The organism is Variovorax sp. P1_H2, from assembly GCF_056405295.1.
Window position 1 is genome coordinate 17,778 of sequence record NZ_JBFUCJ010000015.1, and the last position, 20,393, is coordinate 38,170.

The following is a 20,393-nucleotide window of genomic DNA, read 5'->3' on the forward strand; positions in this document are numbered from 1 at the left end:
TCCATGGTGAGCTCACCACTGTCCGTCTTGTGCGCGCTGGCGAACGGGCTCGCCAGGCAGACACTCAACGCCCGCGCGATCGGCCGCATCCTGGGAATCTCAACGGCGATTGCGATCACAGCGCTGGTGGCCATGAGCGCCGTCGACCCAACGYCTCGCGGTATCGGGTCGGTCTACGGCTTCGAACTGGCGCCAGATGCCGAGCAGCGCAAAGTGTTCCTGGATTTCTGGAAGGCGGGTGGTCTCGCGCACCGCGCGCGCCTCTTCCTGATCCTCGAGACGCTCGTGCTGGCACCGGCCCTGACGCTCGCGCTGCTCGCCTTCGGCGTGCGGCTGCGCCAACTGCTCGCGCGGGACAGAGGCACCGCCTCCGGGCCCGGCGCGCTTCCCACGCTCTTGTGGTTCTGTGCGCTGGTCTTCGCTGGCGCCGCCTTCACACTGGTGGCCAATCTGCTCACCCTGCTCGCGATCTCGCACACCGACACGCCATGGTTCGCGCCTGCCGCACATTTCGCACAACTGGCGAAGTTCGGGCTGTGGGCGGCCGCCGCCCTGTACACGTCGCTGTGGTTTGCTCATTGGTATTTCGCGCTCGATACGCCCAACGCGCTGCAAGCTGCCAACGCGCGATCGCGCATGCGCGCCGACATCGCCGACATCCTGTGGCGGACCAAGTACGCGGTTGCCGTGCTGCTCGCCTACGGCGCGCTCGTTCTCCTCATGGATCAGACCCGCGACGGCCTGGTACGCCAGGTCCCCGACCCGACAGATCCCGGCGTGCACCCGGAGATGCTCGCTGGACTCCTGTTGACGGCCGCTTCGGTGTGGCTTCTCGCCTACGCCTCGTGGCTATGGCCCCGCCTCCTTTTGCGCCTCGCCACGCCGGGCCGAGAGAGCACGCCGAGCGCCGCATCGATTGCGTTCGCCAAATGGTGGGCCCGGCTCCTGGGCCTTGCACCCTTCGGGGCCGTCAGCCTGGTGATCGCCTGGAGCCTGCGCGATCAGCCGCACGGATCCCCGGGGGCGCCATGGCTCGCCGGCCTGCTTGTGGGGATCGGCATGCTCGCTTTGCTTTTCCTCGCGGTTGTCACGCTGAGAAGCCACGAGAACGCCGTCGGCTACTACGAGGCGAAGGAGAGCGCCAGCGATGCGCGGGCCGACATGGGGCTGCGTCCTTTCTGGGTCGCTTGGGCGCCACCGCTGCTCTTCATGCTCGTGCGGCTCACCAGCCTCGAGACCTGGACGCCGCCGCTCGCGCTGGCGGTCATCACGAGCGGATTGGCGGCATGGGCCGGGATCTTCGGCTGGGTCGCCTATCTGTCGCGCCGCAACGCTGTTCCGTATCTGATCGCAGCCCTCGGCGCTTACGCCCTGTTTGCCGTCTTCGGATGGAGCGAGGTCCACAGCATCCGCACGGACCAGGCCTCGGAGCCGGCGGATCTCGCCAGGTTCCTCTGGTCGGTGGCCCTCGGGCTGCCCTGCGTGGTCTTGGCCTGTTGGCTCTACCGTCGCGATGTCCCATCGAAAGGCTGGTTGGCGATCGGCGTGCCGGTGGCGCTTGCGATCCTCGCGATCCTCAAGCTGCACGACAGGCCGCCGCATCCGCTCGGGCTGCCGCAGCGCCCCGATCTGGAAGCGGCGGTTGCACAATGGCTCGGAGCGCTGGCAAAGCAGGAACCCCAAGCCGCCGAGAACGCCCTCCCCGTCTACATCATCTCGGCCGAAGGCGGTGGCATCAGGTCTGCGTACTGGACCGCGTCAGTCCTGGCACGGCTGAAAGGCATCGATCCTGACTTCGATCGCCGCACCTTCGCCATTTCCGCAGTCTCGGGCGGCGCCCTCGGCGTCGCCACCTTCCGCGCGTGCGATCGCGAGGCCGGCGGTGATGCCTCGCGACTTCGGAAATGCGTGGACCGCATGGGCGGGGCCGACTTGTGGACGCAGCTGCTGGGTGGACTTCTGTTCGAGGATGCGCTTGCCGGCGCCTTGCCGACGTCACTGTTCTGCGACAGCCCCGGTTGCGGCTTGCTGGGCCGATCCTACTGGTTCGAGGGAAGCATTGAAGGGGCTGTTCCATTCATGGCGACCGGCCTCGCCGCATCGGGCACCGGGGCGCGTCGACCCCATGTCCTCTTCGCCGTCACGCGCGTGGAAACCGGCGAAAGATGGATCCAGAGCGACCTGTCCATTGACTGGCGGGTTTTCCCAGGGGCTTGCGACGTGTTGGGCATGCTCGGATCGGACGTTCGGCTGAGCACCGCCGCACACAACAGCTCCCGCTTTCCCTACACAAACCCGGTGGGCGCGCTCTACGGAAAACAATGCGCCGATACCCCCGGCGAAAAGGGCCGGCCACATGCGCTTCGAGCGCACCTGCAGGATGGCGGCTATTTCGACGACAGCGCCACCTCGACCAGCTCCGACGTCTTGCGCATGGTCAACCACTGTCTCTTTGGCCAGTGCGAGGCGCTCACGCCCAAAGGCGACACCGAGGCAGCGCAACGCCTGGAGCGGCTGCGCGCACGGCTTCGTCCAGTCGTCATCGCCATCCGCAACGAAGATCGATTCGAGAAGGAAGCGGCGCTCGATCCCGACGGGACGTGCAATGACTCGGCGCACCGTGATCCCGCCCGGCCACGCGAGCGAGCGCCGCTTCGGCTCGTGCCGGCGCTGCTGTCCTCGCCAATGACGCTCCTTGAAACGCGGGAGGCGCACATGCACGCCGCCGATGCGCAACTCGCTGCCGAGGCCAGCCAGCTCTGGGATCGCCTCGGAATTCGCCCTCGGCCGTCGACATCGCCGTGCGGACCGTTTGCGAATTGGGTGCTCGACCGGCCCGCTCACCGCTTCGATCTGGTGGCGGACGGCCTCTATCCGTCCGGATGGGTGCTGTCTCGCAGCGCAATGAACGGGATCAGCCTTCAGGTCGATGCGAAGCTGGGCGCGCCTGGGGCGCCGTAGACCGCTCGATTGTTCCAATGGCCAGCGCCCGAAGCGCCGCACGTCCGGGCAGGAAGAAGTAGCCCCCACCGCGCATCGTGACGAAGTTCGACAGGCCCGCGGCCTGACGACCCGGACAACCCGGGATGCTGAAATTCCGACCTTCGTCTTTGCATCCGAGTAGCGCGTCCGTCTCATCCTCCAGGCCGCTGAAGGAAGAATTGAGAAGCCATCGCTGTTGGACAAACTCGAACTGCCGCTCGATGCTCGCGTTGATGCACATGAACATCAATCCTCGGGTGCCGTCGTCATTGCGATAGGAGCGCCCGACGCGCAGCAGCCGGTGCGTCTGCACGGCGGCGAAACCCTCCGCCGACCCTGGCGCGAGCGCGTCGCGCGGATTGGCGCGCCGGATGTGGGCTCCAAGCGGGCAGCGCGCTCCGGACGCATCTTCCCGCGCATAGGAAAAAGTGTTGCTGCTATCGCCCCGCGCCATGCCGCCCCATCCGGTCGCCGGCTCGTCCGGATGACGAACCAGAGAACTGCCGTCGCGCCAGCGCCCCACCAACTTGGCAGCCAGCCATTCGACGCGTCGCCTCCCTGGCGCCGGTACGTCGGGGCCACGGATCCCGGTGGAGGCTGCGGCCAGCCAACGATGGAAGGACTCGACGTGCTGATCCAGCTCACGCACGACCAGGTAGGTGCCATTGCGCCCCAGATCGCGACAAGTGACGTTGGGGCCGCCGTCGAAGTTCGGACGCTGTCGATCTGCCGGAAGGCCCGCATCGTCGAGAAGATGATGGGGGTCGCACGATGCGCGCAGGGTTGGCGAAGCGGGAAGTTCGCCTCGCTGATCCGGATAGCCGAGGACGAACTCGCCGGGTGCCACGACGTCATTCGAGCGCAGCCCCTTCGCGCGCCGAGTGCCGCTCAATGCGGGTTGCGAGATTCCATCGACAAAGCCGAAGGCCTCGCGCGACGGTCCTTTTTCCGGCATGTCCTCCAATTGCCGGCACAAGACTTCGGTCTGTCCGCTCGCCTGCGACGCCGATCGAATCCGATCGAGCAGTTCAGCCAGGATTGCAGGCGCGCAGGCGTGCAACATGACGATGGCATCGATGCGCTCTTGGCCGCCACCCCAGAGCCAGCGCTGCGGCGCTTGCGCCCCAACGTCGCCGTTGGCTCGGGCGCGTTCGATGTCGTCCATGCCTTGCTGGAAAGCGACCGGGAACGTGGCCATGTCCTCGGCCTTCGGCACGCCGGTCCTGAGGACTCCGCTCGCCGAAAGGGCCAGCGCCACCGCTCGGTCGCGCCCGGGATCTTCGCCATAGCTCGCCATGGGCTCGATCCGACGGAGCCACGAGCGAACATCGTCCGGCGATTCGGTGAACGAGTAGGCGAGAAGGCACGCATACCGCAGCCTCGGCAAGGATCCGAACGCAAGGGCCGGAATGTCATGAAACGCCAGCGAAGCGTTGGGCTCCTGCGCCGATCCGAAGCAGGCGAGCCAGTCGCGGGCATCCTGCGCGCTCGTCGCGTTGGCCAGTCCCTGGCGAATCGCGGCGTTGGTGCGGACGCGATCCGTGGTGATGCCGGGATAGGCCGTGTACCAGCCATGCACGGGGCGCTGCTGCCGCCTCGCCCAGCGCACCAGGCGATCGCGGTCTGCGGCGCCGTCGCCGGAGAGATTTCGGGTGCGGGGAAAACCCAGACAGTTGCTCCAGATGGAGGTCACGCCCTTTGCCCCTGCGGTATTGATGACGAAATCGCCCACGTAGCCCTGCCAGCTACCGTCGTAGTTGGAGAGGAACAACATCTGATTCGTGCCCGGCACCACCAGCCAACGCGCAAAATGGATCACCCGGTTCGCACCCAGAAATCCGGGGCGGCAAAAGTACTTCACCAGACCCACTGAGAAAAAAGAAAGGCGCAAGGTGAAGCGGCGCAGAAGTCCCGGTTGAAGCCTGGACACCGAGAAGAGCAGGTTCTGAGCCGCATGGCCTTCGTGCTGCATCACGGATTGAACAGCACCTGACGCCGGCTCCTCGTCCACGGGCGTGTTCCTGGTTTCGAGACGCCGCAGCCTCAACAGCACCAGGATCGACAACACAAGGAACAGCGCACCCACAAGCAGAAACGCGTCGACCACGGAGACAAACTGCGCCGCCCCAAAGACAAGAAGCAAGAACACGAGCAGCAACGGCCATCCGATCGTTGCCAAGAACTCCAATGCAATGCACGCGGTGGTGCGCATCGCCGCCAACGCGTCGAACGAGCGAACCGGAATGGCGTCCCCGAAGAATCCGCGCACCAACGGCGTCAGCCCGCTGTCCGGCGCGGCCTTCAGGCATGGGGCCGCCTCAGGCGCGAATGCCCACTTGAAGCTTCCATCCAGCCAGAGCACATCGCGGGCAGCCTGCAACCTTTCGAACGGAGGAAGATCGTCCGGCAGATCCTGAAGGATGGCTTGCAGTCGACGCGCGAGTTCAGCCTCTTGGCGGATCCGCTTGCATGGCGCGCCCGGGGTGCCCGCGAACGGCAGCCCCAGTGTTTCCCACCACGCCTGACCGAGGACGAGCCTGTGCCCCAGGAGCTTGTCTCGAAGTGAGCCGGGGCCCTGGATACCGGCTGCCTGCAGCACCGCACCGAGCGGCACCTCGAGGTCTTCGGCAATGGCGTCGATACCGGCCTCGGCCGTGCCATCCACCGAAGCCTCGAGCAACAGGTTCGCAGGTCCACCAGGCTCCGCGGGAACAACAAGAAGACTCATGAAATGCACCACGGCGTGCGCATCCAGCGGCCGGGCAACGGCGTCGTGCATCGGATTGCCGAGTCGCCGATCGATCTCTGCCTCGACGGCTCCGGCCCGAGCAGCGTCGAACGGCATCAAGACTGTCACAAACCCTTGATCCATGGCCTTTGCTCCCGCACGAAGAGGATCTAGCTGAACTGTACGAACAGCTGTTCGGGAAAGAGGCCGAGCAACTTCGTCCRGCCGGCCGCCCCGGGGGCTCGACTCAGGCGCCCTTCCTGCCGCAAGAGGGCCTTGAATGCCTGTGTGATCTGGGCGTCGGCGATCGCCTTCCCGACGCACCAGTGCAGGCCGTACCCAAACAGCAGGGAGCCGGCGGGATCGCGTGTGCCGTCGAAGCGACCCGGCCGGTCGACATTGCGCGGATCAAGCATGGCCGATTGCGTGCTTGCCAGAACCACGGTGCCCGCGCGGATTCGTGTCTGGCGAGGCGTGCCGCGCGCCACGACGTAGTCCTTCTGGCAGCGGCGCCACGGACCTGGGTTCAGCGGCTTGAAGCGCATCGCCTCGAAGAGGCAGCGCGACAGCTGGGCATCGTCGCCGCCGTGGGCAGCCGCGCGTGCGGCCTCCATGGCCTCGGGGCGCGAAAACAGGATTTCCAGAATGTGCCCGGCGGACACCGCATTCGTCGGCACCGACCCCATGATCATGCCGACCATGATCGCGCGCATCGTCAGCCAGTCCATCGCCTCGGGGTCATCGACATGCCGTCTTGCGAGCCTGTGGAGCACGACGTCTTCGGACGTTCCGTTGTTGACCTGCTCGATGGCTCCTGYGATCGCGATGTCCACCAGTTCCGCGACACGGTCGGCGCCAGCGTCGGCCGTCTGCCACGCGTGGTCCCGCTCGTAGGGCGGCCCGAACAGCAGGCCGCTCACGGCCACCGTCCATTGGAAGAATTTCGCATGTGAACCCTGAGGGACAGGAACCCCGAAATACCGCTCGCAGGTATCGATGAAGACTTCGACGAACAGCCCCTGGATGACGTCGAAAGGGCCATGGCCAGCGCACTGAACGATCTGCGATGCGCGTTGCGCAGCCATGGGGCGCACCACGTTCGCCACGTCATCACGCCGGAAGGCCTGCATCACCTGCTTGAGGCCATGCCAATACAACTTCTCTTCGTCGGGGTCTCGCGTATCGAGCCCCAGGATGAAGGGTGTTCCAGGCTCACCGCCGTCGTTGAGCAGCCGCACATCCTTCCCCCACGGAACCGTAAAGATGTCATCGCGGCCCAGAACCTCGCGGACGTCTTCATCACGCGTGAGAAGCACCCACAACTCCAGCTTGGGCACCGGAAAGCTGCCGACGTAGCGCCAGCCGGGGAGCCTCAGCGACGGGAAGACCGTTCGCAGGAAGGCGAAGACCCATGGCGGCGGATTGGCGGCGATACCCGCGAACCATGCCTTGATGCCATGCAGGCGCAGCGTCCTGGCATCGAAGACCTGGCGATTCGCGCGTCGACTGGATTGAACCAGACGCTGATCAAGGCTGAGGTCGCGAGCCACGGCGGACGAGGATGTGCAGGTCCGATGCTCCTGCCGTTCCAGCAACTCTTGCATGGTCCCTCCGGCGAACGGTTCAGTCGTGTTCTGCACCGGCAAGAACCAGGACGCGGTTTCCAGCCGGGGGCCGCCAATGGCAATGGTGATGCCCAGCCCCGGCGCGGTCAACCCTCATCCTCCCCACGCTTGGGGATTGAACCGCCCTCGGTGAAGACTGCTACGTCATCATCGAATGCACCAGCGAGGCGGCCGCCCAGCGCGTCGTGGCCCACCTGGAAGTGCCAGCGCAGAAGTACGGTGAACTGATCGACGCGCGAGTCTATGGGTATCGCATGGATCTCAGCGCATCGGCGCTCGGGTGAGCGCGTCAAGTTCAGGACAAAAGGGATCGAAGGCGACGACAATTCGCCCATGAAAAAGCAGATCTCGGCACTGTTCGTGGCGGCCGCGGCGCTGATCGGCACCGAGCCCGCGATGGCCCAGTGGCACAACAGCCCCCAGTTCGATCGCGATCTCCAATTCTGCAGTCGAGGTCGTGTCAATTTCGATCGCTGCATGTGGGACAGGGGTTGGCAGCGCGGCCACGGTCAACGCTGGATGCGCAGGCCACCCAACCAGCAGTGGCACCAGCCACCGCCGCACCACTGGCACCAGCCGCCTCCGCCGCGGCGCAACCCGCCGAGGTTGAGCGACATGCAGCAGCGCGCGCTGGACAACTGCAACTTCCTGCCCCCGCAGGAGCAGCCGAGGTGCCGGGCGACGGTAATGTCGACGGTGCGTTAGCTAGCGCCCAACCACCCCGTACAAGCCCGAAGCCGGGCTGGTCCGGCCCTCGTCGACCGGCCTGGTGCCGAACACGATCCACGCGTCGCACACCGGGCCGATGTCTGCTACGGCGAGATTCGCAGCGTTCTGGAGCGCGCAGGGACGCCCATCGGCAACAACGATCTCTGGATCGCGGCCCACGCCCGTGCCGAAGGCTGGGTGCTGGTCACCCACAACGAACGTGCGTTCCGCCGCGTGGAGGGTCTGGCGGTTGAGAACTGGATCGGGCAGGCGCGTTGACAGCGCGGTGCACCCGACCGGGTCAAACCCGGGCGTGAGTCGTGTCGCGGGTGCGGTCCAGATCCGCCAGCAGTTCCGGGGTCGTCATGAGACGCAGCGCGTCGACCCCCGACATGTCATGGTCGCCCGAGAGGAAACGGATCTTGAACGTGCCGATCGACACCTCGTCGCCGCCGACCAGGACCTGAGACCGCACCCGGATGCCGTTGACGAAGACGCCGTTGCGGCTGCCCAGATCGCTGATGGTCGCGAACGGGCCGTCGAGGGTCACGACAGCGTGGCGCCGGCTCACCAGCATCGAGTCGAGCACGACGTCGCTGGTTGAAGCTCGGCCAATGGTGGTTTCCTTCGCGAGCAAGGAAATCTGCTTGGTCATGGCAGGACCCTTCATCAAGATAAGTTTCGGCATGCGTCCCCGCAGCTGCAATTAGTAACACGTTATTGTTACATCGAGTGCGGCCTCATCCTGACCTCGAGCTGACGCCCACGCGCCAAGGCAGTCATCTCACCCGCCGTTCGGGTCCCCCAATTCCCCCATCACCGCCTCGCGCAGGGCTTTCAGCCGCGCCTGTCGACGGAGGTTGCGGTGATAGCCCATCCACACGGTTCGCGCCGGGGCCGACTCTCCGAGGTCAACCCGTTCCAGACCTGGATAGGAATCGCCGAGCAGGCGTGGCAACACCGCGAGCCCCGCCCCTTCGGCACACAGACGCGCCTGAACGCTGCGGTTGTTGCTGCCCAATGCGATCCGGGCGCGCGGCAGCCTCTGGCGAAGCCACTGCGCGTCCGGGAACTCTCGATAGGCAGAGTCCAAGGTAATCAGTGCGAAGCCGCGCCCGTCGCTCGCCGCGTCGGGCCGAGAGCTTCCCTGGGCCGCGTAGAGGCCGTATTCGAGCTGCATGAGCCGGCGTTGCACGATCTCGGGCTCGTGAAAAGGCTGGATCCGGAACACCAGGTCCGCTTCACCGCGGGAGAGGTCGTAGAGCCTCGCATCGGTGATCAGCTCGATGCTGACGCCGGCGTGCTTCAGCGAGAACCTGGCCACCACCGGCGCCAGGACATGGGTGCCGAACCAGTCGGACGAGGAGATTCGCAAGAGCCCCTCGAGCAACTGCCCCTTGCCGTCAAGCTTCCGGCGCAACGCCAGGGCTTCCTCCTCCATGCGCTCCGCGTGGGCCAGCACGGCGCTTCCTTCCTCCGTCAGGACAAAGCCGGCACTGCTGCGCAGGAAAAGGGCCTGACCGACATCGGCCTCGAGTGCCTTCAAGCGACGCCCCATGGTGGGTTGCGTAAGCCCCACTTGCCTCGCGGCGGCGCCCAGAGACCCTGCTCTCGCTATCGCGAGGAACAGCCTGAGATCACTCCATTCCATCTGAACGCTCCCGCTTCAAGGCGCCATTCCATGCCAAACATTTTTGCATGCAGAAGATGCAAACATGTGGATTGTCATTCATCTTTGTTGCCCCGACCATTGGATCCTTCATCCACGCAAACCGGAGTTCCCCAATGTCTGTCGCACTGCCCTCATCCACGAACATGAACGCGCTCATCGCCCCCGCCGCGGGAGAGCCCTTTCAACTTCGCCAGCTCGCCCGACCCGAAGTGGGCCGCGGCCAGGTGCTGGTCAAGATCACCCACAGCGGCGTGAACCCGCTGGACACCAAGGTCCGCGCCGGCACAGCGGCACATGCCGGCCAGGCATTGCCTGCCGTGCTGGGCATCGACCTGGCCGGCATCGTCGTCGCCGTCGGCCAGGGGGTGGACGGCTTCACCGTCGGCCAGGAAGTGTTCGGCATGGCTGGCGGCATTGGTGGCCTGCAGGGAACCCTGGCCGAGTACGCGGCCGTGGACGCACGGCTGATCGCGCCCAAGCCTGCCAGCCTGACGCTGCGGGAAGCCGCCGCGCTGCCGCTGGCCGTCATCACCGCCTGGGAAGGCCTGGTCGACCGGGCGCGGGTCGGCCCCGGCCAGAAGGTGCTCATTCACGGCGGCGCCGGCGGTGTCGGCCATATCGCCGTGCAGCTGGCAAAGGCTCGCGGCGCCGAGGTCTACGCCACCGGCACGGCCGCGCAATTCGAGATGATCCAGGGCCATGGCGCGACGCCCATCGACTACCAGGCGATGACCGTGGCGCAGTACGTCGAGCGTCATACCGATGGCAAGGGCTTCGATGTGGTCTACGACACCGTGGGCGGCGCCACGCTCGACGCCTCGTTCACCGCCGCTCGGCGCTACGGCGGCCATGTCGTCAGCATCCTGGGCTGGGGCACGCACAGCCTGGCGCCGCTCTCGTTCCGCGCAGCGACTTACTCCGGCGTGTTCACTCTTTTGCCCATGCTGACCGGCGAAGGGCGTGAGAACCACGGCCACATCCTGCGTGAAGCCGCAGCCCTGGCGGACCAAGGCAAGCTCCGGCCCGTGGTCGACCCGACGGTCTACGGTCTCGAGCAAGCCACCCTGGCCCATGAGGCGGTTGCAAGCGGCAAGGCGCGCGGCAAGGTCGTGGTGGACGTGCAGCCCGCCGTTTGAACTGGACGCCGTGGCCTGAGGACGGCGCCCCCCTGATTGCTCACGCAGCGGATGTGTTGCGCATATCCAGTCCAGCCAACTCCATCCTGAGCGCGACCACTCTCTGCGTTCCATTCAATGCTTCCATCCGGCGTTGCGCCTGCAGCCAGAGTGGAAAGGCTTGGCGAAGGAGTCGTTCCCCCGCCTGCGTGAGCTCCACGAGGCGCATGCGGCCATCAGTGGGTGCGGGGCCAATCCGAACCAGGCCATCTCGCTCCAGAACGGAGGCCATCTTTCCCATGGCCGTCCGTTCGGTGTCGAGGCGCTCAGCAAGCGTGTTCATGGGCGCACTCTTGACCTCGTCGAGCAAAGCCAGAATCAGAAACTGCGATATCCGTAGACCGGTCGGCTGCAGATGCGCGTCGTACAGCCTTGCCGCCTGCCGGGCGGCCCTCTTGATGGCAAAGCAGCTGCAATCCTCGACCCGTGTGGGCGCATCGACCATGGGCATGCCAAGCTCCTGGATTCCGAGCTGGACTCAGCCCTTTAGACAAACGCGTCCCGGTTCTTCGCGATGAAGTCCGCAACGGATAGCGCCGGCTCACCCGTCACCTGCTCGACGGCATCGTTTGTCCCCGCGAACACTCCGTTCTGATAGTCCTGGGCCACCTCGACCAGGTGTTGGACGAGGAAAGGGTTGAACTTGTAGGTGTGCTGCATCTCATGCCGAAACGCTTCGATGGAGAGCGGGGCATATTTGATCTTCGCGCCAAGGGATAGACGAGCCAGTCGGCAAAGAAGGTGGGACGCAGGTGGGTCGTCGCCACGCCTGACCAGTCGAAAACACGTTCTGCAACCCAGTGGTCCTGCGCGGCATGGCTCTTCGAGTCCCGCCGAGCCGAAATCTGCGACATGTTGACGATGGCCGCGACACCCGCCTCCTTCGCGGCCTGCGCAAAGAATGCGCTTGCGTGGACGATGCCCGGGCTGATGGGATGCAGGAAATAGGCGGAACGAATCCCTTCCATCGCGGAGCGAATGGCATCGAGGTCAGTGAAGTCGCCCACGGCAATCTCGACGCCCCTCTCTCGCAGGGCCTGGGCAGCGTCGCCATCGGCACGCACATAGGCCCGCACACGCCTGTCCATCTTCAACAATGTGTCTATCGCTGCGCCGCCTGTACGGCCCGTTGCGCCACTCACGAGGATGTCTGCTTGAGTCATGATTTGGTTCCTTTCAGCCGCTACGGGCATATGCTCGTAATCGACAAAGCTGTGCCCGTTCAGTGGAGGCACAAGGCCACTTTTCCTGTTTGCGGTTCAGCTCTCGAACGGAGCGTGGTCGAGCAAGTCGCAAACGTTGGGGACCTCTAAGCCATGAACATGACGGCGCCCGATGTCTGCCAGGCCGGTGCCGACCGTGGTATGCGGCTTCTTGCGCGCGACCGCTGCGAGAGCCTCTTGAAACGCTGCCTTGAAGCCGAGGCGTGGGTACAGGGCAAGCGTGTCGTCGATGAGCCCGGGGGTGATTTCGTCTATCCGAAGGCCCATGACATCCACGTGCGCGCCCATGTGCACCAGGGCAACTTCCGGCTCTCTACGGTCGGCGATGCCGGCACTGGCGTGCAGGGCGATGGCATCCCAGACCAGCTGGGCCTTTGCCTCCGGGTAGCCCTCTGCAATCAAGAATCGGCTGGCGGCATCCGCGCCGTCGACCTCGAATCGGCTGTCCGCTGCGTACTCGTCGGTGAGCCCCAGGTCGTGAAGAAGGGAGGCGAGGTAGACGGCTTCTCGGTCGTACTTCAGGCCACGCTTTCTGCCAAGGAACTCAGAGAAGCACCAGGTCCGGTGCAAGTGGTTCTTCATCGTCTCGGAGTGCACTCGATGGACCAGCGAGACGGCCTTGCGAGCAAGCTGTGTGTCCGGAGTTGTGATTCCTCTGACAGTGACAAGTGAGCTCATTTTGAAATGCCTCGGATTTGGTTGACTTGGGCTCAAGTCTAAAAACCGCAGGGGTGGCGCAAAAGACATTTTTCAGACGATTTGTGCCAGAATGAAGTCTTGGTTTTTCGCCGCCGGAGGCCTGATGAACAAGCGAACGAAGCTTGGAAGCCCCCCTATCGGGCCCGCTCAAAAGCGGGTGGTCATCCTGGGCCTGCCACCGGTGGACGCTCTGGATGTCATAGGGCCGGCAGAGGTGTTTGCCTTGGCCAACAAGCTGCACACAGGAGAAACCGCGCCCTACGCGCTCGAGCTGGTGAGTGCGGGCACAGACGTGTACCTGGAAAGCGAGACGGGTATCGGTCTCAGGGGGCACCGGAGCTTGGCCGACGAGCGCCGCGCAAAAAGGCCTATCGACACGCTCATCGTGGCCACTGGCACGGGCTCGCTGGAGCACTTTGACCGCACTGCTATCGATTGGCTACGAGTCCGAGCCAAAACCATCAGGCGGGTTTGCTCGATATGTGTTGGCGCGTTTGCGTTGGCAGAGGCCGGGCTGCTCGATGGCCGCCGAGCGACAACCCATTGGGCCATGGCAAATCAGCTTGCCGAGCGCTACCCTGCAGTCCAGGTCGACCCGAATCCGATTTGGGTGAAGGACGGAAACCTCTATACGTCCGCGGGAATCTCGGCTGGAATCGACCTCGCCCTCGCACTGGTTGGTGAAGACCTGGGCAACTCTGTTGCGTTGGAGCTCGCAAAGGGCTTGGTCTTGTTTCTTCGACGACCGGGAGGACAAGCTCAGTTCAGCGTCTCACTCCAGGCCCAGAAAGGGCTGAGCCCTGACCTCGATGGCCTGCGTCTTTGGGTGAACGAACACCTGGGCAAGGAGATAACGGTCGAGATGCTTGCTGAGGTCGCAAGCACCAGTGTCAGAACGTTGGTGCGGATGTTCCAACGTGAGATGAGGACCACGCCTGCGAAGTACGTTGAAGAGGTGCGGCTCGAAGCAGTTTGCCAAGCGCTGGAGCTTGGAGGGCGGTCACTGGAATCGATTGCGCGCCGATATGGCTATCAGAGCGTGGACGTCTTGAGGAGGGCGTTTGTCCGGCGCCTTGGAGTGACACCCAAAGAGTACGCACAACGGTTCGCGATGGCCGCCTCCGGGGTCTGACGGATTCGAAGTCACTTAGAGGGGTCGCTCAGGCGGCGCCGTGGAAGACCTTCCAGGCTTCTTCTTCAAGCTGGCCGCCCGCGGCACACGAGATCACGACGCACCGCGCAGGCGGTCGTTCACTTGCCAAACAACTTGGTCACGTGCTGCCACGAACGCAGCAACAGGCCCGAGCGCTCCACATCAGCCTGCGCGACCAGCGGGGTTTCTCCCACCGGCTTGCCGTTGGATTCCGCGATCACCTTGCCGATCACCGCACCCTTGGCCACCGGCGCCTGCAGGTCCGGCTTGATCTGCACATTGGTGCTCACTTGCTGGCCGCGCGGCACCGTCACCGTCCAGGGCGACCCCAGAGCCGCGTCGACAGTGTCGACCTTGCCGAAGCTGACCTTGGCCTTCGTCACGACCGTGTTCGGCTGAATGGGGGTGGCCTTCTCGAAGTTGCTGAAGCCCCACCCGAGCAGCGTGCGCGTCTCGTCGGCACGCGCCTGTGCGCTGTTGGTGTTGAGAATCACCGTGATGAGGCGCATCCCGTTGCGCTTGGACGAAGTGACGAGGCAGTAGCCCGCATCCTGGGTGTGGCCGGTCTTCAGTCCGTCCACCGTGGGATCGGTGTAGAGCAGGGCATTGCGGTTTCCCTGCTTGATGTTGTTGTACTTGAACTCGCGCTCCGCGTAGATCGGGTAGAAGTCGGCGCTGTCGCGGATGATCGCACGCGCCAGGATCGCGAGGTCGCGCGCGGAGGCCTTGTGCTCGGGGTCGGGCAGGCCCGTCGCGTTCACGAAATGCGTGTGCGTCATCCCGAGGCGCTGGGCTTCGGCATTCATGAGCTTGGCGAAGCCCTCTTCGGAGCCGGCCATATGCTCGGCGATCGCCTTGGAGGCGTCGTTGCCCGACTGGATGATGATGCCGCGCAGGATGTCGATCACCGTGGCCTGGCTGTTGAGCGGCAGGTACATGCATGACTCGGTGCTCGAGCCTCGGCACCAGGCGTTCTGACTGACCGAAACAAGGTCGTCCTTCTTGAGCTTGCCCGATCGAAGTGCCTGTTCGACCAGGAAGCTGGTCATCATCTTGGTCAGCGACGCCGGCGGCAGCGGTTCGTCGGGGTTGGCCGAGGCGAGCACCTCGCCGGAGTCGAAGTCCATCAGCAGCCATGCCTTGGCGGGCAGCACCGGCAGGCCGCCGGCAACAGCGGCCTGCGCTGCGACTGGCACCGAGGCAGGCGCGGCAGCCGCGGGTTTCTTGTGGGCTGCGGGCTTGGCGGCATGGTTTGCGGCCGCGTAGGACGCCGAGTACGGTCCAAGGGCCCCCGCGGCGATTGCGAAGACGACGGAGAGGGTGGAAAGATGCTTGGTTTTCACGATGGTCAGGGGCAAAACGAGCATTGTCGCGGATCGTGTGTCGATTATCGATCGTGCATAGGGGATCGAAACGAGGCGAGAAGGGATTTCGATCCTCGATCGGCTCGAACCCACGGCGCGAGGCACCTACTCCGGCTCCATCGGCCACCTCTCGCTGAACGGCGCCGCCATGCTCAACATCGTGATCCGCACCATCGTGTGCGCGGGCGATGCCCAAGCTCGGCATCAACCAGCGCGGCATCGCGCTGATGGTCGCCGCAATGGCATTTCCTGCACATTGAGGCGAAACTGGTTGGGGGATAAGACTGCTTTGGGCCCCGATCAACTCACCAGAACGAAGGCGTTAATTGCCGTCCGGCGGCTGGCCCTTTCCACTTTGCGCCAGAGCGACGAACTGTGACACTACAACGGCCGTATAGAACACGCCGAACAACGCGGCGAACAGGCTCCACGTCGTCGCGGGCGGCCGTATCGGCGTTACGTCCGAGTAACCCATCGTCAATACCTGAGCGAAGGCGTAATACGTGAACAGTGTCACCCGGCCATGCCAATCGGGGAGAAGCGTGGTGATCTCCGGATTGATGCTGTAGGCCGTCGGCACCAGCAGGTACGTGATCGCATTGATGCGCCCCCACGCTTCACCAGCGATGAGGTAGCCGCAGACCGCGCCGAGCACGCTCTCGGCGCCAACTGCTTGTGTGCGGAACAGGTCGCGCAGGATCACGTAAACCGCGCTCCAGAGGAGCAATAACTGCACCGTCTGGTCCGCGATCGATATTGCGTGATCGAGGCTCCCCGCAGCGAAGCGACGCCCCCAACCGATTGCGATGGCCGCGACAAGGACCGCGGCCATTGCGGTCCGCTCGCGCGGGCGCTCGAACACGACGAACCAGGTCGCGACGGACAACACCGTAGCGAAGATGTCGGAAAGGATTCGTTCGGCGCCCCGAGCACTGAACGTTTCAATCGCCAGCGCGACGAGCAGGAGCGCCAGCAGCACGGCGTACTTCCGCTGTCGCATCCAGATGGCTCTTCCTCCTGTCATTTGCGCCTCCTTCCAAATTGAGCGAAGCGCATGAGGCGCTTGGCTTCAGCGTCCGCGGCTCATTCTCCGGGGCATGATCGCTCCTCTCGCCACTTAAGGGCGTTGGATAGTCGCTACTGGCGCGCGTTCGAGAACCGCGCTTGCGTCCCCGTCAGATCCTGGCGCCGGTCCTAGCCTTTGTGCTTCCCGCCCTTGTCCGCGCTGCCGTCAAGGACCAGATCGCCTGGATCGAGTTCGCGCTTCTTGAGATCGGCGAGCAGGCCCGCGTCGCTCAGGTCGACCGGGTGCGACGCCTCCCAATCGCGCTGCGCCGTTGCCTTCAGGCGCTGCACCGTACCGGCATGGTCGGTCTCGATCGCCAGTTCGCGCCGGCTGTCGAGGCTGCCGGGCGCGAGGTTGATCGACCCCACGATGGCGCGCTCGCCGTCGGCGAGCATCATCTTCGCGTGCAATTTCAGGTGCTTGATCGTGTGCACCTTGGCGCCGACGTCCTGCAATATGCGCAGGCCGCCGACGCCTTCAACCAGTTTCTCGACCTTCAGCGTATGCGGCGGCTTCGTCAAGATGTGTACCTTGACGCCGCGCGTGACTGCGCGCACCAGCCGTTCGATGATCACCTGGTCCTGGTAGCGCTCGTTCTGCACCCAGAGCGAATGCTTCGCCGAATCGATGAACGCGGCGATCCGCTGGCGGCCGTTGTCCGGACACCAGATCAGCTGTGACTCGGGGTGCGGCGTGAATTCCTCGTGAGCCCAGTCGGCATCGAAGCAAGCGACCATCTCCCGCGTCTCGAGTTCATGGGTGGTGATCACCGCGTAGTCGCGCGTCTGGGTCAGGTCCTTCGGCTCCCAGTTCAACGACTCGACGAGTCCGACCCGGCCATCCACCACCATCGACTTCTGGTGCGTCAACTCGAACTTCGGGTTGCTGTCGCGGACCTCGACGCCGGCGTCGGTCAGTGTCTTGCGCGATGCCTCGTTCTCGCTCTCGCCACTGCGGCGCGCGGGGTTGAGCATCACGCGAACCTTCACGCCGCGTTGCTTTGCGGCGATGACCGCCGCGAGCAGGGTCTCGTCGGTGAACAGGAACATCCGGATGTTCAACGAGACCTTCGCCTGGTTGATCGCATCGAGTATGGGTGCGGCGGTGTCGTCCGGCAGGACGATCAGTTGATGTGTCATGGATCGCGGCCCCGGTTTGGTGGAGGAACGTGGGTGACGAAGCTTCCTTCGCGCTTGCACCCGCCGCATTGACACAGGTCAAAAAAATCCAGGAAGGACCAAGACAGCCATGCACGTCGCGATTGATGCAGATCAACAGGGTCCACACCGAACAGCGATACCGTGGCGCACGGAATCCTTGCTGCCATGGAGTTGCAGTCGCGCGGGCGGTCCGTCACGGCGCGCGCTCTGTTCCCTGCAATCCCGCAATGCTCTTCTTGGGTTGTCGCGCTCCGCGGAGCGCCGCAGCAGAGCGAAGGAACAATGACATGGTCAATCGCCGGGTCAATCGCCGCGGAGTCTCCCAACAAGGCTGCCAATGGCTCGGTGGGGACGAAGGATGTTCCGCAGCCGCATTCGCGCAGACGAGCGTGGCGTTCGATCGCCTGCTGGCAGACTTGTCGGCTTGGTTCGTCAATCTGCCCGCCGACCAGGTCGACGGCGCGATCACCGAGTCGTTGCGGCGCATCTCCGAGGTGCTTGACGTCGACCGTACGTCATTGATCCGCTTTGCAGACGGCCATGGCGCCCCCCGCGTCACTCATTCGGGCGCATCGCCCGGTCGGCTCGAGGGCTCTCCTGGCAAACTTGCGAAAGTCTTCCCTTGGGCGCTCCCGCGTCTCATGGCGGGCCGAACCATCGCTTTCGGCAGCCTCGACGAACTGCCGAAGGAATCGTCCACCGACAAGGCAACGTGGGAGAAGTACGGCGTGAAGGCGTGCCTGGCGATGCCGTTGAAAGTCGGGAATGCGATCGAGGGCTGCATCGCCCTCGATTGCGAGCGAGTGGAGCGCGCCTGGCCGCCTGATCTGGTTGAGCGTATGGAGGTGATGACGACCATCTTCGGCAGTGCCCTTGCACACAAGCGAGCGCTAGAAGAGCTCGACGCCGCCATCGGATTCGAGCGCATCGCGTCCGACATCCTGACCAGACTTCTTGCGGCGCCGCGCGCCGAGCAGGACAACGTCCTCGAGGCCGGATTGCGCTCTGTGGCACAGGCGTTCGGCGCCGATCGTGCCACGCTCTGGCAGCGCGTCGAGGGCAACGCCACGTTCAGCAAGACGCACCGTGGGTTGGTCAATGGGCTGCTCCAGCTGCCAGAACCACCTCGTTCGCGAAGCCTGCCCTGGATCACGGCGCAACTTGAACGTGGTTCGGTGGTGCGCTTCAACCGACATGCCGAACTTCCTCCAGAGGCCGCCGCAGACCTCGACGCACTGCAAGCCTGGGGCATCGGCGCCGCCATGGTCGTGCCGCTGTTGGTGTCGGGCAAAGTCGCGGGGGCCCTCTCGATCGCCACGGTCCGCGAAGACCCCGCCTGGCCGCAGGTCATTGCGCCGCGGGCCCAACTGCTCGGGGAAGCATTTGCCAGTTTTCTGGCACGCCAGTCAGCGGAGCGGCACGAACAGGAGGCGCAGGCGCAGGCAGCCCATGCAGCGCGCGTCGGATCGATGGGTGTGTTCGCGGCATCGCTGGTGCACGAGCTCACGCAGCCGCTCGCGGCGAGCCGGGCCAATGCGGAGACGGCGTTGGACTTGCTCAAGCCCAGGGTGCCTCACCTCGACGAGTTGCGCGCGACCGTAGCCGACATCGTCGCTGACAGTCGACGCGCCGGCGAAGTGATCCAGAGGTTGCGACGCTTTCTGCGCCATGGCGAGGCAGAGCGAATCGAGCTCGATCCAGGCGCGCTGCTTGCTGAAGCGCTGACCTTCACCAAGGCCGAAGCGGTGGACAGGGGCATCGAGGTCACGCTTGACATTCCGGCCGCGCCCCTGAGCATCGTGGGCGATCGGGTGCAATTGCAACAGGTGCTTCTCAATTTGCTGCTGAATGCCTTCGACGCCGTGTCGGCTCGTGATCCCGGTGCGCGCAAGGTGGCGGTGTGCGCCCGGCCATCGGAGACTGGCGTCAGCGTCGAAGTGACCGACTGCGGCCCCGGGATCGACGAGCCGACGATGGCCCGGCTCTTCCAGCCCTTCTTCACGACCAAGCCAGGCGGCATGGGTCTCGGCCTCTCGATCAGCCAGACCATCGTGGCCAGTCATGGCGGAACACTTTGCGTGCGGTCCGACCCGGTACAGGGTTCGACGTTCCGCATCGAGCTGCCCTCGCCGCAACCCCTGGTGATCACGCCCTTGCCGATGGTGAAGCCGCCGGCGAGGGCGACTGGCACCGTCTTCGTCATCGACGACGACGAGGCGATGCGACGAGCGATCGAGCGTCAATTGGAGGGTGCGGGCTACGACGTGCAAGCGTTCGCGAACGCGCACGCCTTCCTCGACCGCAGGCCGCGCGCAGGTGTCGCGTGCGTCGTGAGCGACGTTCGCATGCCAGGCATGAGCGGTCTGGAACTGCAGGCCACGCTCTCGCGCGCCGGGCTCGAGTGGCCCATCGTCTTCATCAGCGGACACGCCGACATTCCGATGACGGTGCATGCGATGAAGGCCGGGGCCGTGGCCTTCCTGCCCAAGCCGTTCGCCAGGCTTGAACTACTGGCCGCCGTTGCCGATGCGCTCGCGCGCAGCCATGATCGCGACCAGAATCGCACCCAGGATGCCGAGATCCTCGTCCGTCACGCGTCATTGACGCTGCGTGAGAGAGAAGTCATGGAGCTCGTGGTGGCCGGCCTGATGAACAAGATCGTGGCCGATCGGCTGGGCATCGCCGAACCCACGGTGAAGATTCATCGCGGACGCATGATGAAGAAGATGCACGCGCGCTCGATTGCCGATCTGACGCGCATGGCAGAGCGCGTCGCCTCGCATGAAGTGTCTGCGCCCAATCGAACGTCCGAACCAGTCAGCGAACTTGCGAGATAGC

Annotated in this window: 16 protein-coding genes and 1 pseudogene; 7 read left to right on the top strand and 10 right to left on the bottom strand. The window is 64.8% G+C overall.

The features are described 5' to 3' along the window. Positions 1-3: 3 nt before the first annotated feature. Positions 4-2,961: a hypothetical protein gene (locus AC1D2E_RS07935; protein WP_478196889.1), complete on the top strand. Its 2,958-nt coding sequence runs from the start codon at positions 4-6 to the stop codon at positions 2,959-2,961. Here AC1D2E_RS07935 and AC1D2E_RS07940 read toward each other — a convergent pair. After that, positions 2,915-5,854 (bottom strand): Dyp-type peroxidase, encoded by a 2,940-nt coding sequence (locus tag AC1D2E_RS07940; protein ID WP_478196890.1) that lies wholly within the window; start codon positions 5,852-5,854, stop codon positions 2,915-2,917. The genes AC1D2E_RS07935 and AC1D2E_RS07940 overlap by 47 nt on opposite strands. A 26-nt stretch (positions 5,855-5,880) precedes the next feature. After that, positions 5,881-7,425, bottom strand: coding sequence for a cytochrome P450 (locus tag AC1D2E_RS07945; RefSeq protein WP_478196891.1), 1,545 nt, complete (start codon positions 7,423-7,425; stop codon positions 5,881-5,883). Between the two features lie 243 nt (positions 7,426-7,668). On the opposite strand from AC1D2E_RS07945, the gene AC1D2E_RS07950 reads away from it, so the two are divergent. Together AC1D2E_RS07950 and AC1D2E_RS07955 are read left to right on the top strand one after the other, a co-directional pair. Continuing rightward, positions 7,669-8,040: a hypothetical protein gene (locus AC1D2E_RS07950; protein ID WP_478196892.1), complete on the top strand. Its 372-nt coding sequence runs from the start codon at positions 7,669-7,671 to the stop codon at positions 8,038-8,040. A gap of 129 nt (positions 8,041-8,169) precedes the next feature. Then, positions 8,170-8,322, top strand: a complete 153-nt coding sequence (locus tag AC1D2E_RS07955; protein WP_478196932.1) for a PIN domain-containing protein — start codon at positions 8,170-8,172, stop codon at positions 8,320-8,322. Between the two features lie 22 nt (positions 8,323-8,344). On the opposite strand, the gene AC1D2E_RS07960 is transcribed toward AC1D2E_RS07955, so the two are convergent. Together AC1D2E_RS07960 and AC1D2E_RS07965 are read right to left on the bottom strand one after the other, a co-directional pair. Then, positions 8,345-8,731 carry an FHA domain-containing protein gene (locus AC1D2E_RS07960; RefSeq protein ID WP_478196933.1) on the bottom strand — a complete coding sequence of 129 codons (387 nt, stop codon included), beginning with the start codon at positions 8,729-8,731 and terminating at the stop codon, positions 8,345-8,347. Between the two features lie 96 nt (positions 8,732-8,827). After that, positions 8,828-9,694 carry a LysR family transcriptional regulator gene (locus AC1D2E_RS07965; protein WP_478196893.1) on the bottom strand — a complete coding sequence of 289 codons (867 nt, stop codon included), beginning with the start codon at positions 9,692-9,694 and terminating at the stop codon, positions 8,828-8,830. 134 nt (positions 9,695-9,828) lie between these two features. Here AC1D2E_RS07965 and AC1D2E_RS07970 point away from each other — a divergent pair, with 134 nt between their 5' ends. Then, positions 9,829-10,851, top strand: a complete 1,023-nt coding sequence (locus AC1D2E_RS07970) for a zinc-dependent alcohol dehydrogenase family protein (RefSeq protein ID WP_478196894.1) — start codon at positions 9,829-9,831, stop codon at positions 10,849-10,851. A gap of 40 nt (positions 10,852-10,891) precedes the next feature. Here the strand turns inward: AC1D2E_RS07970 and AC1D2E_RS07975 are convergent, their stop codons facing one another. The 3 genes and pseudogenes from AC1D2E_RS07975 to AC1D2E_RS07985 form a co-directional block, all read right to left on the bottom strand. Beyond that, entirely contained in the window at positions 10,892-11,341 is a 450-nt protein-coding gene (locus AC1D2E_RS07975) for a MarR family winged helix-turn-helix transcriptional regulator (RefSeq protein ID WP_478196895.1), read from the bottom strand. Between the two features lie 35 nt (positions 11,342-11,376). Beyond that, positions 11,377-12,053: pseudogene (locus AC1D2E_RS07980) on the bottom strand (NmrA family NAD(P)-binding protein). A 96-nt stretch (positions 12,054-12,149) separates the two neighbouring features. Next, positions 12,150-12,791, bottom strand: coding sequence for an HD domain-containing protein (locus AC1D2E_RS07985; protein WP_478196896.1), 642 nt, complete (start codon positions 12,789-12,791; stop codon positions 12,150-12,152). Between the two features lie 124 nt (positions 12,792-12,915). Here AC1D2E_RS07985 and AC1D2E_RS07990 point away from each other — a divergent pair, with 124 nt between their 5' ends. After that, positions 12,916-13,944, top strand: coding sequence for a GlxA family transcriptional regulator (locus tag AC1D2E_RS07990; protein ID WP_478196897.1), 1,029 nt, complete (start codon positions 12,916-12,918; stop codon positions 13,942-13,944). A gap of 119 nt (positions 13,945-14,063) precedes the next feature. On the opposite strand, the gene AC1D2E_RS07995 is transcribed toward AC1D2E_RS07990, so the two are convergent. Next, a complete protein-coding gene (locus AC1D2E_RS07995) occupies positions 14,064-15,332 on the bottom strand; it encodes a D-alanyl-D-alanine carboxypeptidase family protein (RefSeq protein WP_478196898.1) in 1,269 nt (422 codons plus the stop codon). 67 nt (positions 15,333-15,399) lie between these two features. Between AC1D2E_RS07995 and AC1D2E_RS08000 the strand changes: the two genes are divergently transcribed. Next, on the top strand, positions 15,400-15,708 hold the full coding sequence (locus AC1D2E_RS08000) for a chorismate-binding protein (protein WP_478196934.1): 309 nt from the start codon (positions 15,400-15,402) through the stop codon (positions 15,706-15,708). On the opposite strand, the gene AC1D2E_RS08005 is transcribed toward AC1D2E_RS08000, so the two are convergent. Both AC1D2E_RS08005 and AC1D2E_RS08010 read right to left on the bottom strand, forming a co-directional pair. Continuing rightward, on the bottom strand, positions 15,652-16,308 hold the full coding sequence (locus tag AC1D2E_RS08005; protein WP_478196899.1) for a hypothetical protein: 657 nt from the start codon (positions 16,306-16,308) through the stop codon (positions 15,652-15,654). The genes AC1D2E_RS08000 and AC1D2E_RS08005 overlap by 57 nt on opposite strands. A gap of 215 nt (positions 16,309-16,523) precedes the next feature. Further along, the gene (locus AC1D2E_RS08010) at positions 16,524-17,534 is read right to left on the bottom strand and encodes a phospholipase D-like domain-containing protein (RefSeq protein WP_478196900.1); all 1,011 of its coding nucleotides are present in this window, start codon (positions 17,532-17,534) and stop codon (positions 16,524-16,526) included. A gap of 308 nt (positions 17,535-17,842) precedes the next feature. Between AC1D2E_RS08010 and AC1D2E_RS08015 the strand changes: the two genes are divergently transcribed. After that, a complete protein-coding gene (locus AC1D2E_RS08015) occupies positions 17,843-20,392 on the top strand; it encodes a response regulator (RefSeq protein WP_478196901.1) in 2,550 nt (849 codons plus the stop codon). Position 20,393 lies beyond the last annotated feature (1 nt).